Source organism: Xanthomonas nasturtii, assembly GCF_023337365.3.
Lineage (GTDB): Bacteria > Pseudomonadota > Gammaproteobacteria > Xanthomonadales > Xanthomonadaceae > Xanthomonas > Xanthomonas nasturtii.
This window is the reverse complement of record NZ_CP142084.2, coordinates 4,005,780-4,020,550: the sequence shown is the minus strand read 5'-3', so window position 1 is coordinate 4,020,550 and position 14,771 is coordinate 4,005,780. Positions and strand designations below refer to the sequence as shown.

Genomic DNA, 14,771 nt, shown 5'->3' with positions numbered 1-14,771 from the left:
TGCCAGTGTCGGCAGGCGCTGCGTTCGCAGCGCGGTGAGGCCGCCTGGCTGATACACGTGGCAGCGCGGTCACTGCAGTGGCCAATTGCGGCATGGATCGGCACATCAAGGAGCGTGCAATGCGGCGAGGTCTGTCATGGAGCGTGGCGATGTTGATCGCAGTGGCCACGCCGGTCGCGGCGCAGCACACAGCGCACGTCAACAGCCTGGTCCGTCTGCGTGCCGGCCCTGGCGAGGAATACCGGTTGGTGGGTGAGGCCCACGCTGGCAACCCGGTCACCGTGTATGGCTGTCTGGAAACTGGCAGGTGGTGCGATGTGCGTGGGCCCGATGCGCGCGGCTGGATGCCTGCGCAGGCAATCGTGTCCGGCCGTGGCGCGGTCGCAAAGGCGGTGCCAAAGCTTACGTTCGCGCTGGATGCGTACTGGGGCGCGCATTATCAAGGCCGCGAATGGACGGCCGAAAGCGAACGTGCGCTCTGGCGCGCGCATGTGCCCGGCGATTCCCCGAGTCTGGACATGATGGCGCCCAGTGATGCTCCGCAAGCTGGCGTGCCCACCATCGCAAAGCGCCTGAAGGCGCAGACACGTTCGGAAAACGAACGTGTGCAAGGAGAACGCGCCGAAATCGATCGAGCCGCGCGCAATCACTACGACGCCGACAGGCGGGACGACAAGATACAAGGCTGCGAGCGCTCGGGTGGCCAGGACAGCACCGTGCAAGGCTGCATCTCAAATGCACGCAGCGACTACGATCGATCGGTTCGGGAGCGGGAGACGCGTTGACCGGAACGCCCGCCAGCGAACCGGCACGCAAGCGTATTCAACGCGAAGTGGCAGGTGCTGCCGGTGCGGCGCCGCGCGGTATCAACCGCGCAGCGCCCGCATGCCCCACGTGGTGCCCGGTCTAAGCAGGCTGCACGCCAAGGCACTTGCGTCATTGCGTGACTGGTGGGATGCCACCACCGCCACCGCAGGGCCACCGCGGTGGAACGGCGGTGGCGGCGAGCATCACACCCGGCCGAACACCAGCGTACCGTTGGTACCGCCAAAGCCGAAGCTGTTGGACATTACCGTGTTCAACCTGGCGTCCTGGGTCTGCCGCAGGATCGGGAAACCTTCCGCGCGCGGGTCCAGTTCTTCGATATGCGCCGAGCCGGCCATGAAGCCGTCGCGCAGCATCAGCAGGCTGTAGATCGCCTCGTGCACGCTGGCGGCGCCCAGCGAATGGCCGGACAGCGCCTTGGTCGAGGACAGCGGCGGCACGTTGTCGCCGAACACCTCGCGCACCGCGCCCAGTTCGGTGACATCGCCCAGCGGTGTCGAGGTGCCGTGCGTGTTGAGGTAATCGATCGGGCGATCCAGCCCTTGCAGGGCCATATGCATGCAGCGCACCGCACCTTCGCCGCTGGGCGCCACCATGTCCGCGCCATCGGAGGTCACGCCATAGCCCAGCAGTTCGGCATGGATGCGTGCGCCGCGTGCGATGGCGTGGTCGTAGTCTTCCAGTACCAGCATGCCGCCGCCGCTGCCGATGACGAAGCCGTCGCGCTGCGCGTCGTACGGGCGCGATGCCACCGCCGGGCGATCGTTGAAGCCGGTGGACAGCGCGCCCATCGCATCGAACATCACGCTCATGGTCCAGTGCAGTTCTTCGCCGCCACCGGCAAACATCACATCCTGCGCGCCGTGGCGGATCAGATCCGCCGATGCGCCGATGCAATGCGCCGAGGTCGCGCAGGCGGCCGACAGCGAATAGCTCAGGCCGCGGATCTTGAACGCGGTGGCCAGCGATGCAGAGACCGCCGAACACATCGTGCGCGGCACCATATATGGGCCGACCTTGCGCACGCCACGGTTGCGCAGCAGGTCGGCGGTTTCCACCTGCCATTGGCTGGAGCCGCCGCCGGAGCCGGCGATCACGCCGGTGCGCACATCGCTGACCTGTTCGGCACTCAGGCCCGCATCGGCGATCGCATCGCGCATGGCCAGATAGGCGTACGCAGAGGCATCGCCCATGAAGCGTTTGAGCTTGCGGTCGATCAACGCTTCCAGATCCAGCGTGACTGCCCCGCCCACCTGGCTGCGCAGGCCGGCCTCTGCGTGATCAGGGAGCGCGGTGATGCCGGAGCGGCTTTCGCGCAGAGCGCTGGAGACGGTGTCCAGATCGTTGCCCAGGCAAGAATTGATGCCCATTCCGGTGATGACGACGCGACGCATCAGAAGTTCTCCGTTGAAGTGAACATGCCCACGCGCAGATCCTTGGCGGTATAGATCTCGCGCCCGTCCACCAGCATGCGTGCGTCGGTCTGCGCCATCACCAGCTTGCGGTTGATCACGCGGCTGACATCGATCTCGTAGCTCACCAATTTGGCGCTCGGCAGCACCTGGCCGGTGAATTTGACCTCCCCGCAACCCAACGCGCGGCCGCGGCCGGGTGCGCCGATCCAGGTGAGGAAGAAGCCGGTGAGCTGCCACATTGCATCCAGGCCCAGGCAACCGGGCATCACCGGGTCGCCGATGAAGTGGCAGCCGAAGAACCACAGGTCCGGGCGGATATCCAGTTCGGCACGAATCACGCCCTTGCCATGCGCACCGCCGGTGTCGCTGATCTCGGTGATGCGGTCGAACATCAGCATCGGATCGTTGGGCAGACGGCCGCTGTCGGGTGCAAACAATTCCCCACGCGCACTGGCCAGCAATTGGTCGCGCGAGTACGTACTTTGACGAGTCATGACGAACGTTTCCTGCAAGGAGCGAAAGGCGAAGCCGGCAAGGGTGCATGAGCCGGCGCGGTTCAATCAAACGTTTTATCCGTACGCATGCGTGCTGTTTTCAGCCGGTTGCGCCGTGCAGCAGGGCCGCGTTGCATGTTGAGCGGCAGCATGCGGGCGTGCCGTCTTTGGGGGCGGGCGGGCCTGCATGGTTGGCTCTGCTGCTGTGGTCTACCACGCGAGATCGCTGGTGTTCGATGGCCGGTCGCGCCCGTTTACCACTTGCGTTGTGTGCGATCGCCGCTCAAGGCATGAGACGGCGCTGGCTTATCATGGATGCAGACCTGTAACAGAGAAACCAGCTTGATGCGCAAGATCGTGCACGTGGACATGGATGCGTTCTACGCATCCGTGGAGCAACGTGACGACCCGAGCCTGCGCGGCAAGCCGGTAGTGGTGGCCTGGCGCGGTGCGCGCTCGGTGGTGTGCGCGGCCTCCTACGAAGCGCGCACCTTCGGCATTCGCTCGGCGATGCCGGCTGTGCGTGCCGAGCGCCTGTGCCCGGATGCGGTCTTCGTGCCGCCGGACTTTGCCCGCTACAAGGCGGTGTCGCGGCAGGTGCGCGAGATCTTCCATCGGCATACCGATCTGGTCGAACCGTTGTCGCTGGACGAGGCCTATCTGGATGTCACCCAAGCCAAGACCGGCATGCGGCTGGCCACCGAAATCGCGCAACTGATCCGCACCCAGATCCGCGAAGAAACCCAGCTCACCGCGTCGGCCGGCATCGCCCCGAACAAGTTCCTGGCCAAGATCGCCTCCGACTGGCGCAAACCCGATGGCCAGTTCGTGATCGCACCCAGTCGCGTGGATGCATTCCTGCTCCCGCTCAAGGTCAATCGCATTCCCGGCGTGGGCAAGGTGATGGATGGCAAGCTGGCGGCCTTGGGCATCGTCACCGTGGCCGATCTGCGCCTGCGCCCGCTGGAAGAATTGCAGGCGCATTTCGGCAGTTTCGGGCAGAGCCTGTATCGCCGCGCGCGCGGCATCGACGAGCGCCCGGTGGAGCCGGACCAGGAGGTGCAGTCGGTCTCTTCGGAAGACACCTTCAGCGAAGATCTTGCGCTTGATGCGCTGGACCCGCACATCCTGCGGCTGGCCGAAAAAACCTGGCTCGCCACGCGTCGCACCGAGCGCATCGGGCGCACGGTGGTGCTGAAGTTGAAGACATCGAATTTCCGCATTCTCACGCGTTCCTACACGCCCGAGCAGCCGCCTGCCTCGCAGGACGCACTGGCACAGATCGCGCTGGCCCTGACCCGCCGCGTGGAGTTGCCAGCGCAAACGCGTTACCGCCTGGTCGGTGTCGGCCTGAGCGGTTTCAGCGATGTCGAAGACGCCGCGGTGCAGGGCCAGTTGTTCGGTGAAATACCGCAGGCCGAGTGAGGGCGGTTCTCTCGTAAGCAGTGCTGCGGGCTTCGCATGCGGCCTTCGTGGATGACTGTATCGATGCAGCCAGCGAGATATCCCCGGCGCTCCACAGTGACACGCCATGAATCCTGCACTGCGTACACTGCCGCTTGCTCCCCCACCCAAGGCAGTCCGCATGTTTCCGTATCCGCTGGTGATCTTCGATCTGGATGGCACGCTGGTGGACAGTGCCCCGGATATCGCCGAAGCACTCAATGCCACCTTGCAGGAATTGGGGCTGCAGCAGTTCAGCGAAGCCACGATCCGCAGCTGGATCGGCGAAGGTGTGCATGTGCTGCTCGCCACCGCATTGCGCGAAGCCGGCGGGACGCACGATGCCGAGACAGAAATGCCGGTGATGATGCGCCACTACCAAGCCTGCCTGCTGCACAACCCGCAGCTGTATCCCGGCGTTGCCGATGCGCTGGCAGGTTTGCGCGATGCCGGCGCCACGCTGGCGTTGTGCACCAACAAACCGTCGCGTTTCATTGCACCGCTACTGGAGCATCTGGGGATCGGGGCGTATTTCAGCACGGTGCTCGGCGGCGATTCGCTGCCGCAGCGCAAGCCCGACCCGGCACCGCTGCTGCAGCTGGCCGAGCAGTTCCAGCACACACCACAGCAGTGCCTGATGGTCGGCGATTCGGCTACCGACGCCGCGGCCGCAAACGCCGCCAGCATGCCGCTGGCGATGGTGCGTTACGGCTATTTGCGCGGCTTCGATGTGCAGACCTCCGGTGCGGTGGCCATCATCGACGACATGCGCGAGCTGCTTGCGTTGAAGTAATCCGCAACGCGCTACCAGCGCGTTTTGCCAAATCGCTACATCCGCAGAGTGCCACTCATGCAGCCGCCATGTTGCTGCACGGGTGGCCCCGGAGTGACACCGTTCGTGCTGCTGCCGGGTCTGTACACAGCTAACGCAGACATCTCTGCACGCGACACCTGATGTGCAACAGATGAGCTGCCGCAGTGGTGCGATTCCCGTACGCAACTGCGCCAACACACATGTTCGATTTGAGAATGAATCGCATCTGTGTAGAATGCGCGGACAATCTTGACTGCGCTGCACCGCCTCGCACGCACCGTGCGCCTGCTGCACGCGTGGCCCCCGCTTTGTCACCTCAAGCCGTCGCTAGAGGCCCATCTCCTGTCGAGAGGTTTAAAAATGTCCGCATCATGCCGGTCATGGATGTCTGTGCCTGCGCGCCGTCCTGTGGTGTCCCGCCGTCAGCTGGTGCTGGCAATCGCTATCGGTTGCGGCAGCTGCATGTGCAGCGCATCCGCCGAAGACGCGGTGGCCGACCCGCAATCGCTGGACACCGTGCACGTCACCGCCGCGCAGATTGCGCGCCAGGCGCTGGGCTCATCGGTCATCACCGCCGAAGATATCGAGCGGCGTCCACCGGTCAACGATCTGTCGCAGCTGCTGCGCACCATGCCGGGCGTCAATCTCACCGGCAATAGCGCATCCGGGCAATACGGCAACAACCGCCAGATCGATTTGCGCGGCATGGGCCCGGAAAACACGCTGATTCTGGTGGATGGCAAGCCGGTGGGGTCGCGCGATGCGGTGCGCATGGGCCGCAGCGGCGAACGCAACACGCGTGGCGATACCAACTGGGTACCGGCCGACGCGGTGGAGCGCATCGAGGTGCTGCGTGGCCCGGCGGCGGCGCGTTATGGCTCCGGTGCGTCCGGCGGTGTGGTCAACATCATCACCAAGAAACCGACTGGCGATCTCACCGGTGCGATGACGCTGTTCGGTCTTGTGCCGCAGCACAGCGCCGAAGGCGATGGGCAACGCACCGGATTCCAGCTCAGCGGCCCGCTGTCGGACACGTTTTCGTTCCGCCTCTACGGCAACATCAACAAGACCGATCCGGATTCGCTGGAGCTCAATCGCCGCTTTGCGAGTAACGCCAATGCAGTGCCGCCGGCCGGGCGCGAGGGCGTGCGCAACAAGGACATCAACGGCCTGTTGCGCTGGGACCCGACGGAAGGGCAGGTGATCGAACTCGATGCCGGCTTCAGCCGCCAGGGCAATCTGTATGCAGGCGATCGCGCGGTGAGCGCCGATGGCCTGGCAGGCGCCGATCTCGCTGCGTTGTTCGGCAGCGAAACCAACACCATGCTGCGCCGCACGTTCTCGCTGACGCACCGCGGCACCTGGGCGCTGGGCACTTCGCGGCTCACCGCCGCCTACGAAGGCACCGACAACACCCGTCTCAACGAAGGCCTAGCCGGCGGCCCGGAAGGTTCCATTGCGGCCAGCCTGCTCAACTCCACCGCCATGCTCGACAATCTCAACATCGACGGCGAGTTCAACCTGCCGTTGCAGGCCTGGGCCGAACAAGTGCTCACGTTCGGTTTCGAGCGTCGCCAGAGCCGCCTCAGCGATGCGTATTCGATGTCGCAGGCCGTCACCGCAGGTGGTGGCTTTCCTGGCCTTTCTGCGGATGCCCGTAGTCCACGCAGTGAGGCCACGCTCAGCGCGGTGTATGTGGAAGACAACATCTACGCCACCGAGCGGCTGACGCTTACCCCCGGCCTGCGAATGGATCACCACAGCCAGTTCGGCAACAACCTCAGCCCCAGCCTCAATGTGCAATACAAACTCAGCGAAGACTGGTTGCTCAAGGGCGGCATCGCGCGTGCGTTCAAGGCGCCCAATCTGTATCAGTCCAACGATAACTATCTGTATTACACGCGCGGCAATGGCTGCCCGGTGCTGTTTCCCAATCTGGGGTCGGGCTGCTACATCCAGGGCAATGACAACCTCGATCCGGAAACCAGCATCAACAAGGAAATCGGCATCGAGTGGGCACCGCAGTCCGGCCACCACGCCTCGCTGACTTATTTCCACAATGCATACGACGGCAAGATCGTCGCCGGGATGGTGCCGGTGGGTACCACTGCCGATGGACGCGGGCAGGTGTTCCAGTGGACCAACGCATCGGAAGCGATCGTGCAGGGTGTGGAAGGCAATCTCACCCTGCCGTTGCTGGGCGAACAGGGCCGCGTAGTAAAGTGGAACACCAACGTCACCTACATGATCGAGAACAAGAACACCGCCACCGATCAGCCGCTGTCGGTAATCCCGGAATACACGGTCAACACCACGTTGGATTGGCAACCGACCCAGGCGTTGTCGCTGCTGCTTACCGGAACGTTTTACGGCAAGCAGGAGTCGGCCACGCAGTCGAGCACCAGCGGCGGTGCCATCGCCTCCGACACCCGCGACCCCTACGACCTGTGGGGTATCAGTGCCCGCTATCGCATCACCCGCACGGTCAGCGTCGGTGTGGGCGTGGACAACCTGTTCGACACCCGGCTGTTTCGCGAGGGCACCAACAACACCGGCGGTGCGGCAGGCGCGGCCACCTACAACGAACCGGGACGCGCGTACTGGGCGACGTTGCGTTTTGGTTTCTGAGATTGGTGATCAAGACGGCGTGCTTGCAATGCCAGCAGCACCCATGAGGAGATGTTCGATGCATCGCTATCGATGGGCCGTCTACATCTGAATGCTGGCGTGGCTTGTCTGCGCAACGCCGGCGCTCGCGCAGCCGGATCTGTCGCGTGCGATCGGCAGCACGGTGGCCGATCGCGCCAGTGCCTGGTATGTGTTCAGTGCGCTGCGGCTGGCTGCTGCCGATGGGCAGCGGCGGTATCGCGTGCGGATCGCCACGCCAAAAACGCCGCCGCCGACCGCAGGCTACCCGGTGGTCTATCTGCTGGATGGCAATGCGGCATTGATGGAACTGGACGCGCATTTGCTCGACAGCCTGTCCACGCTTGGCGACGCGCCGGTGTTGGTGTTCATTGCCGACGACAGTGCGCTGCGCATCGATGCGACCGGGCGCAGCCTGGACTACACGTTTGCACGTTTCAGCGATGGTCGCATTGAGACCGATCCGTTGAACCCGCAGCGCCGGAGCGGCGGTGCGGCCGCGTTCGCGCAGCTGATCGCAACCCGCATCCGCCCGCAGGTGGCGGCGCGCGTGGCGGTGGACACTCGCCGGCAGACCTTGTGGGGGCATTCCTACGGCGGGCTGTTCGTGTTGCAGGTGCTGCTGACGCAGCCACAGCTGTTTCAACACTATGTCGCGGTCGACCCGTCGCTGTGGTGGGGCGATGGCTTCATCGTCGATCAAGCGCGGCGCGTGGTGGCTGCGGCGCAATCGCCGTCCGTACACACTCCACAGATGCTGCGAGGCGTGACGGTGATGGCTGGCGTGAGCGACCCTCCCGCGCGCGACCAGACACGCGATACGGCCAAAGAGCGGCCCGGGCGGCCACGTGCAGATCCGCAGGCGGCAGAAGATCTCGTTGCGCTATTGTCGTCGTTACCCGGCGTCAAGGCCGACTATCGGCCGCTTCCCGGCCTCACGCACGGACAGACGCTGGGCGCCTCGCTCGCACCGACGCTGCGGGAGGCCGCCGCCCGCTAACGTCCCGCGATGCGCAGGCGTCGCCGGACGTCACGCGCTCACAGTCGCGAACAACCCATAGCGAGCAGTCGCCGGCCGGGTGTGGGCCGCGCACAGGAACCGCGGCGGACAAGTGATAGATGCCGATTCCGAGCGCTGGTTGCGCGCGTCTGGCGGTGAGCGCAATCGTGCTGGTCGCTGCCCTTAGTCGTCGTGCGCGCCGCTTGGCTGCGCGCCGTCATCGGCCGACTCGATCATGTCGCCGTGCGTATCGTCGTTGTCGGCGCGTGCGTAATGCACGGTTTCCACCGGCCCGCCGATGGCGCGGCCGCGCACCGGCAGCAGCGCGCTGGCTGCTTCGTATTCGGCCAGCAACGCATGGCGCCGCGCTTCCGGCACGTCCTGCCAGTGGCAATCGGAGAGCGCGCCTTCCAGCGAATACAGCAGGTTGAGGCTGGGCTTGAAGCCGGCACGGCGGACTTTCACGAATGCACCCACCGCGCCGACGGCTTGCAGGTCCTGCTGCGTGCGCAGGCCGACCTGGCGCAGCCACGCCGCGCTCTTGGGGCCGATGTTGCGCATCCGCTCGGTGGTCACGCCAGCGCGTCCACAAAGAGTTGCGCAATGGCTTCCAGGCCGCGTTGATCGTCCGCATCGAAGCGGTCCAGCTCCGGGCTGTCCAGATCCAGCACGCCGATCAGCGCATCGCCCTTGACCAGCGGAATCACCAGCTCCGAGCGCGATGCCGAATCGCAGGCGATATGCCCGGGGAACGCATCCACGTCGGCAATGCGCTGGCTCTGCCGGGTGCTGGCGGCCGCGCCGCACACGCCCTTGTCCAGCGGAATGCGCACGCATGCCGGCAGACCCTGGAACGGCCCCACCACCAGCTCGCGGCCGTCGTAGAAATAAAATCCGGCCCAGTTGAGCGAGGGCAGGGAGTTGAAGATCAGCGCGGCCAGATTGGCGGCGTTGGCGATCCGGTCCGGCTCGCCGTGTACCAGTGCCTGGGCCTGGGCGGTGAGCTGGGCATATTGTTCCGGCTTGCTGCCGGTCAGCGAAGAGGTGGCGAACATCGGCAAAGTTTAGCAGCGGCCGTCTGCAGCGTGCCTGCGACGGGGCAGGTCACGCACGAGCACGCGCTGCGCCGGGCGTGTGGGCAGGTCAGAGCACGCAGCAGGCCCATCACGGTGCGCACCGTTCTGCGCTCAATTGCCGCGCGCTGGCTGGCTGGCGTCGGTACGCTGCTCATCGATCACCGGCAGCGACGGGCAGCACGGCGCGCTATCAACGCAAATCAACCGTGCTCAGCCGTGCGGCCCGGTGCGCGCGTTATGCTGCGCGCCCTCACGGCAATGGCGGCGCGGCCGCAGGATCTGGCGTATGCAGCACCCGGCGTTTTATGTCACCGGCACCGATACCGGTATCGGCAAGACCATGGGCAGCACTGCGCTGCTGCATGCGTTGCGCGCATGCGGCCACAGCGCGGTCGGCATGAAGCCGGTGGCCAGCGGCTGCGAACACACGCCGCAGGGCTGGCGCAACGAAGACGCGCTGGCGCTGCAGGCGGCCAGCCACCCGCAACCGGACTATGCAACCCTCAATCCCTATGCCTTGCCCGCACCGTTGGCACCGGAACTGGCCGCAGCCGATGTCGGCGTGACGCTGTCGCTGGCGCCGATCGCGCAGGCGTTTGCGCAATTGCGCGCGCAGGCCGAAGTGGTGGTGGTGGAAGGCGTCGGTGGCTGGGCCGCGCCGCTGAGCGCGACCCTGGATCAAGCCGACCTGGTGCGCGCGTTGCGGCTGCCGGTGGTGCTGGTGGTCGGCGTGCGGCTGGGCTGCATCAACCATGCGCGCCTGACCGCCGCTGCCATCGCCGCCGACGGCCTGGACTGCATCGGCTGGATCGCCAACGAAATCGATCCGCAGATGGAGCGCGCCGAAGACAACATCCGCATGCTGCACGCGCGTCTGGCGATGCCGTGCTGGGGGCGGATCCCGTGGCGACCGGGTGCCGATGCCGCCAGCCAGGCGCACGGGCTGCAATTGCCGGCCTAGGTCAGACCCGGCAAGTACGCGAGCCTGCTGGCGCGCAGCGCGGTCGGCGTCTGGTCGGGTCCGCGCCCAGCGCGCGTGTTGTGGCTGAGCAGAGACTGCATGCACGCTCCACGCGCCGGTGGTGCGCACCGTCACTGCTCTGTAAGCAACACGCTTGCATGTCACCGCAGCAGCTGCGCACCTGCAGCGTCCCCGAGCCAAACCTGCGCAGCGAAAACCCCAGCGATCAGGCAATAAAAAAGCCCGACAGAGGGAGGGATCTGTCGGGCCGGATTGCACGGGGGGAGGGGCCCATGCAAAGACGCTGAATTTTATTGGCGGTTACTTGCGCCGGGTCTTGCCTGTTGCGCCGGCCTGCTCGCTGCCGGTGTCGAACTGCTGCTTGGCCAATTGCCCAAGCTCGCTGGACATTTTCAACCCCATTCCCATCACTTCCTGATTGACCGAAGCCAGACGTTCCAGGTTGTCGCGGGCCAGTTGCAGTCCTTTCGACCAGAGCGTCTGGTAGGCGCCCAGATCGCGTGCCTGCGCAAACTCACCGAAGAAGCTGGTGGTCGCGTTGACATTCTGTTCCAGCGTGTCCAATACCAACTGGTTGGCACGCGCTGCAGCAGAGGCGAACTGACTGGTGAAGCTGTTTTCGAACTGCGCCGACATTGCGAACCCCTTGGGGAAGCGTGTGACCGTTTGTTGCGTTGCAGCATACGCCGATATTGTTGCGATGCAACACGTTTGCTGAAAATTTACCAAATATCTGCAGAAGTCCTTCCGTATCAAACGGTTGGAACAGGTCTGAAACGACAAAAGCCGCCCAGCGGGCGGCTTCAGGACACCGGAATGCGCGGAAGAATCAGCCGCGGTAGCGGCAGCCGGAGGTGCAGGTTTCATGCACCACGATCTCGCTCAGCTGCGGCAGCGCCGGCTTGAGCTGCTGCCAGATCCAGATTGCCAGCCGTTCGCTGGTGGGGTTTTCCAGCCCCTCGATGTCGTTGAGGTAATGGTGGTCCAGGCGATCGTAGATCGGCTGGAAGGCGGCCTTGATGTCGCCGAAGTCCATGATCCAGCCGGTGTCGGCACCTGGCTCGCCGCTGACGTGCAGCTCGACCCGGAACGAATGCCCATGCAGCCGGGCGCACTTGTGGCCGGGCGGCACATTGGGAAGCCGATGCGCGGCTTCGAGCGTAAAGACTTTGAAGATATCCATGGCGGTGATCGGTAAGCAGTAGCAAAAGGAGGGGGCGCGCCGGCGTCGCCGGATTACGCAAGGGTCCGGCGACGCCGGCCCCGATACAACAAGGGCCGCATCGCGGCCCTTGTACTCAGCAGACGCCGTGTATCAGGCGCCGCGGTTGGCCGGACGCTGGCCGCCACGGCCACCATCGCGACGGCCTGCGCCGGCACCGGCTGCCTGACGCGGCCCGCTGCTGCGCTGGCCACCGGGCTTCTTCGGGCCGGCATGCGCATGCGCCTGACGCGGCGCATCGCCATGCGGACGACGCGCGTGGCTCTTGCGCGGTGCGCGGTCGCCACCCGGCTGCTCGGCGCGGCCCGGCGCACTGTTGCCCCAGCGGATCGGGGTCTGCGGCTCGTAGCCCGGCACGTCGCGGATTTCCACGTCGCGGCCCAGCATGCGCACGATCTGGCGCAGCAGCTTGGCTTCGTCCTGCGCCACCAGCGAAATCGCCTCGCCGGTGGAGCCGTTACGGCCGGTGCGGCCGATCCGGTGCACGTAGTCTTCGGCCACCATCGGCAGGTCGTAGTTGATGACCTTGGGCAGCTGATCGATATCGATACCGCGCGCAGCGATATCGGTGGCCACCAGCACGGTGACGCGGCCGGCCTTGAAGTCGCTCAGTGCACGCATGCGCTGGCCCTGGCTCTTGTTGCCGTGGATCGCCGCGGTCTTGATGCCGGACTTCTCCAGGAACAGCGCCAGCTTGTCGCTGCCATGCTTGGTGCGCGCGAACACCAGGGTCTGCTCGCGGCTGTCCTGCGCCAGCAGGTGCAGCAGCAGATCGCGCTTGCGCGCGCCATCGACCGGGTGCACGCGGTGGGTGATGCTCTCGGCCACGGTGTTGCTCGGGGTGACCTGGATCTGCATCGGGTTGCGCATGAACTCCAGCGCCAGCTGCTTGATGTTCTCTTCGAACGTCGCCGAGAACAGCAGGGTCTGGCGGTCCTGGCGCGGCAGCTTGGTCAGGATGCGCTTGATCGACGGCAAAAAGCCCATGTCGAGCATGCGGTCGGCTTCGTCCAGGATCAGCACTTCGATGCCGGACAGGTCCACGCTGCGACGCTCGATATGGTCGATCAGCCGCCCCGGGCAGGCGATCAGCAGGTCCACGCCGCGGCGCAGGGTGTCGAGCTGGTTGCCCATGCCCACGCCGCCGTAGATCACTGCGCTCGGAATGCGCAGGTACTTGCTGTAGCCGCGCAGGCTGTCGTGCACCTGGGTGGCCAGCTCGCGGGTCGGGGTCAGGATCAGCGCGCGCGGCTTGCGCGGGCCGTTGACCGGCTGCGGCGTGGTGCCCAGGTGCTGCAGCAGCGGCAGGCCGAACGCGGCAGTCTTGCCGGTACCGGTCTGCGCGCCGGCCAGCAGGTCGTGACCGGCCAGCACCAACGGGATCGCCTGCTGCTGGATCGCAGTGGGGGTTTCATAGCCCTGCTCGGCCAACGCGCGCAGCAGGAAGGGCGCAAGGCCCAGGGATTCAAAAGACATCAGGAAGCTCCAGGTAAAGCGCCGCCGCCAGGCACAGCCCGGAGCGCAGACGCATTGCAGATGCAAAAAGTGAGGCTCGGAGCGTTCCCGTGAACCGCGCTGCGAGATGGTGGAACAACCCGATCAAAGAGCGATGGGTTTGTCGGCACCACGAAAGGCGTCGGGTGGGGCGGGCGAGCGGATCGATCGATCCTGGCCTCGCCGGCTGTCCCTAAGGGAAACGGACGGCCGCATGCAGACCCGGCAAGTGTACTCGCGTTTGGCGCGCTGCACAAAATCCCGTCACTGCGGTTGTGGTACCGGTCAGTTGTTTCAACTGCAACCACTGCGGCGGCAGGCCGTACAATCGCCCCATCAGCCACAGCACAGGATGGTCATGAAGCTAGGTTCCCTGAAGGAAGGCGGCCGCGACGGCAGCCTGATCGTGGTCGCGCGCGACCTGCGCACTGCCGTGCGCGCCACCGGCATCGCGCCCACCCTGCAGCGCGCGCTGGAAGACTGGAGCAATGTGGCGCCGCGTCTGAACGCCTTGTCGGCCTCGCTCAACGACGGCAGCGCCGACGGCGTGTTCGATCTGGATATGCAGGCCTTGGCCGCACCGCTGCCGCGTGCCTACGAGTTCGTCGATGGCAGCGCCTACCTGCCGCACGTGGAGCGGGTACGCCGCGCGCGCAATGCCGAGGTGCCGGACAGCTTCTACACCGACCCGCTGATGTATCAGGCCACCAGCGCAGGGTTCTACGGCCCGCGCGATGCCATCAAGGTGATCAGCGAAGACCACGGCATCGATCTGGAAGCCGAACTGGTGGTGATCATCGACGACGTGCCGATGGGCGCCTCGCCCGAGCAGGCCGCCGCGCACATCCAGCTGGTCGGCCTGGTCAACGACGTGTCGCTGCGCAATCTGATCCCGGCCGAGCTCGCCAAGGGCTTCGGTTTCGTGCAATCCAAACCGCGCTCGGCGCTATCGCCGGTGTTTGTCACTCCCGACGAGCTGGACGCTGCCTGGCGCGAGAACAAGGTGCATCTGCCGCTGGTGACCCACGTCAATGGCGCCTGGTTCGGCGCGCCCGAAGCCGGCAACGACATGCAGTTCGACTTCGCCCAGCTGATCGCCCACGCCGCCAAAACGCGGCCGCTCTCGGCCGGCACGATCGTGGGTTCGGGCACCATCGCCAACCAGGACACCAGCCTGGGTGCCTCGTGTTTTGCCGAACAGCGCGTGGTCGAGACCCTGCGCGACGGCAAGCCCAGCACGCCCTTCATGGCGTTCGGTGACGTGGTGCGGATCGAGATGTTCGATGCCAGTGGCGCCAGCATCTTCGGTGCGATCGAGCAGCGCGTCGAACGGCAGCCGCTGCCATGACACCGGCGAAGG

14 protein-coding genes are annotated in these 14,771 nt (G+C 65.5%); 7 read left to right on the top strand and 7 right to left on the bottom strand.

What is annotated here, in order from left to right; translation table 11 throughout:
• Positions 1–119: 119 nt before the first annotated feature.
• The gene (locus M3O59_RS17475; RefSeq protein WP_064635245.1) at positions 120–785 is read left to right on the top strand and encodes an SH3 domain-containing protein; all 666 of its coding nucleotides are present in this window, start codon (positions 120–122) and stop codon (positions 783–785) included.
• Positions 786–1,010: 225 nt separating this feature from the next.
• Here M3O59_RS17475 and fabB read toward each other — a convergent pair whose 3' ends face one another.
• Together fabB and fabA are read right to left on the bottom strand one after the other, a co-directional pair.
• On the bottom strand, positions 1,011–2,219 hold the full coding sequence (fabB, locus tag M3O59_RS17470; protein ID WP_064635117.1) for a beta-ketoacyl-ACP synthase I: 1,209 nt from the start codon (positions 2,217–2,219) through the stop codon (positions 1,011–1,013).
• A complete protein-coding gene (gene fabA / locus M3O59_RS17465; RefSeq protein WP_249046954.1) occupies positions 2,219–2,734 on the bottom strand; it encodes a 3-hydroxyacyl-[acyl-carrier-protein] dehydratase FabA in 516 nt (171 codons plus the stop codon). The genes fabB and fabA overlap by 1 nt, the downstream gene beginning before the upstream one ends.
• A 345-nt stretch (positions 2,735–3,079) precedes the next feature.
• Between fabA and dinB the strand changes: the two genes are divergently transcribed.
• The 4 genes from dinB to M3O59_RS17445 all read left to right on the top strand — a co-directional run bounded on the left by dinB (position 3,080) and on the right by M3O59_RS17445 (position 8,637).
• Positions 3,080–4,159 (top strand): DNA polymerase IV, encoded by a 1,080-nt coding sequence (gene dinB, locus M3O59_RS17460; protein ID WP_249054597.1) that lies wholly within the window; start codon positions 3,080–3,082, stop codon positions 4,157–4,159.
• A gap of 160 nt (positions 4,160–4,319) precedes the next feature.
• Positions 4,320–4,970, top strand: coding sequence for a phosphoglycolate phosphatase (locus M3O59_RS17455; protein ID WP_064635122.1), 651 nt, complete (start codon positions 4,320–4,322; stop codon positions 4,968–4,970).
• 405 nt (positions 4,971–5,375) lie between these two features.
• Entirely contained in the window at positions 5,376–7,619 is a 2,244-nt protein-coding gene (locus tag M3O59_RS17450; protein ID WP_116905758.1) for a TonB-dependent siderophore receptor, read from the top strand.
• Positions 7,620–7,710: 91 nt separating this feature from the next.
• A complete protein-coding gene (locus M3O59_RS17445) occupies positions 7,711–8,637 on the top strand; it encodes an alpha/beta hydrolase (RefSeq protein WP_116905757.1) in 927 nt (308 codons plus the stop codon).
• Between the two features lie 183 nt (positions 8,638–8,820).
• Here M3O59_RS17445 and M3O59_RS17440 read toward each other — a convergent pair whose 3' ends face one another.
• Together M3O59_RS17440 and M3O59_RS17435 are read right to left on the bottom strand one after the other, a co-directional pair.
• Positions 8,821–9,213, bottom strand: a complete 393-nt coding sequence (locus tag M3O59_RS17440; RefSeq protein WP_064635126.1) for a TfoX/Sxy family protein — start codon at positions 9,211–9,213, stop codon at positions 8,821–8,823.
• Positions 9,210–9,692: a GAF domain-containing protein gene (locus tag M3O59_RS17435; protein WP_249046266.1), complete on the bottom strand. Its 483-nt coding sequence runs from the start codon at positions 9,690–9,692 to the stop codon at positions 9,210–9,212. Before M3O59_RS17435 ends, M3O59_RS17440 begins: the two co-directional genes overlap by 4 nt.
• A 307-nt stretch (positions 9,693–9,999) precedes the next feature.
• On the opposite strand from M3O59_RS17435, the gene bioD reads away from it, so the two are divergent.
• Positions 10,000–10,674, top strand: a complete 675-nt coding sequence (gene bioD, locus M3O59_RS17430; protein WP_249054591.1) for a dethiobiotin synthase — start codon at positions 10,000–10,002, stop codon at positions 10,672–10,674.
• Positions 10,675–10,995: 321 nt separating this feature from the next.
• Here bioD and M3O59_RS17425 read toward each other — a convergent pair whose 3' ends face one another.
• From M3O59_RS17425 to M3O59_RS17415, 3 genes are all read right to left on the bottom strand, one after another.
• Positions 10,996–11,331 carry a phasin family protein gene (locus M3O59_RS17425; protein ID WP_116905754.1) on the bottom strand — a complete coding sequence of 112 codons (336 nt, stop codon included), beginning with the start codon at positions 11,329–11,331 and terminating at the stop codon, positions 10,996–10,998.
• Between the two features lie 193 nt (positions 11,332–11,524).
• Positions 11,525–11,878 (bottom strand): 6-carboxytetrahydropterin synthase QueD, encoded by a 354-nt coding sequence (gene queD / locus M3O59_RS17420; RefSeq protein ID WP_055850251.1) that lies wholly within the window; start codon positions 11,876–11,878, stop codon positions 11,525–11,527.
• Between the two features lie 132 nt (positions 11,879–12,010).
• Positions 12,011–13,393 carry a DEAD/DEAH box helicase gene (locus tag M3O59_RS17415; RefSeq protein ID WP_064635133.1) on the bottom strand — a complete coding sequence of 461 codons (1,383 nt, stop codon included), beginning with the start codon at positions 13,391–13,393 and terminating at the stop codon, positions 12,011–12,013.
• Positions 13,394–13,769: 376 nt separating this feature from the next.
• On the opposite strand from M3O59_RS17415, the gene M3O59_RS17410 reads away from it, so the two are divergent.
• The gene (locus M3O59_RS17410) at positions 13,770–14,759 is read left to right on the top strand and encodes a fumarylacetoacetate hydrolase family protein (protein ID WP_116905776.1); all 990 of its coding nucleotides are present in this window, start codon (positions 13,770–13,772) and stop codon (positions 14,757–14,759) included.
• Positions 14,760–14,771 lie beyond the last annotated feature (12 nt).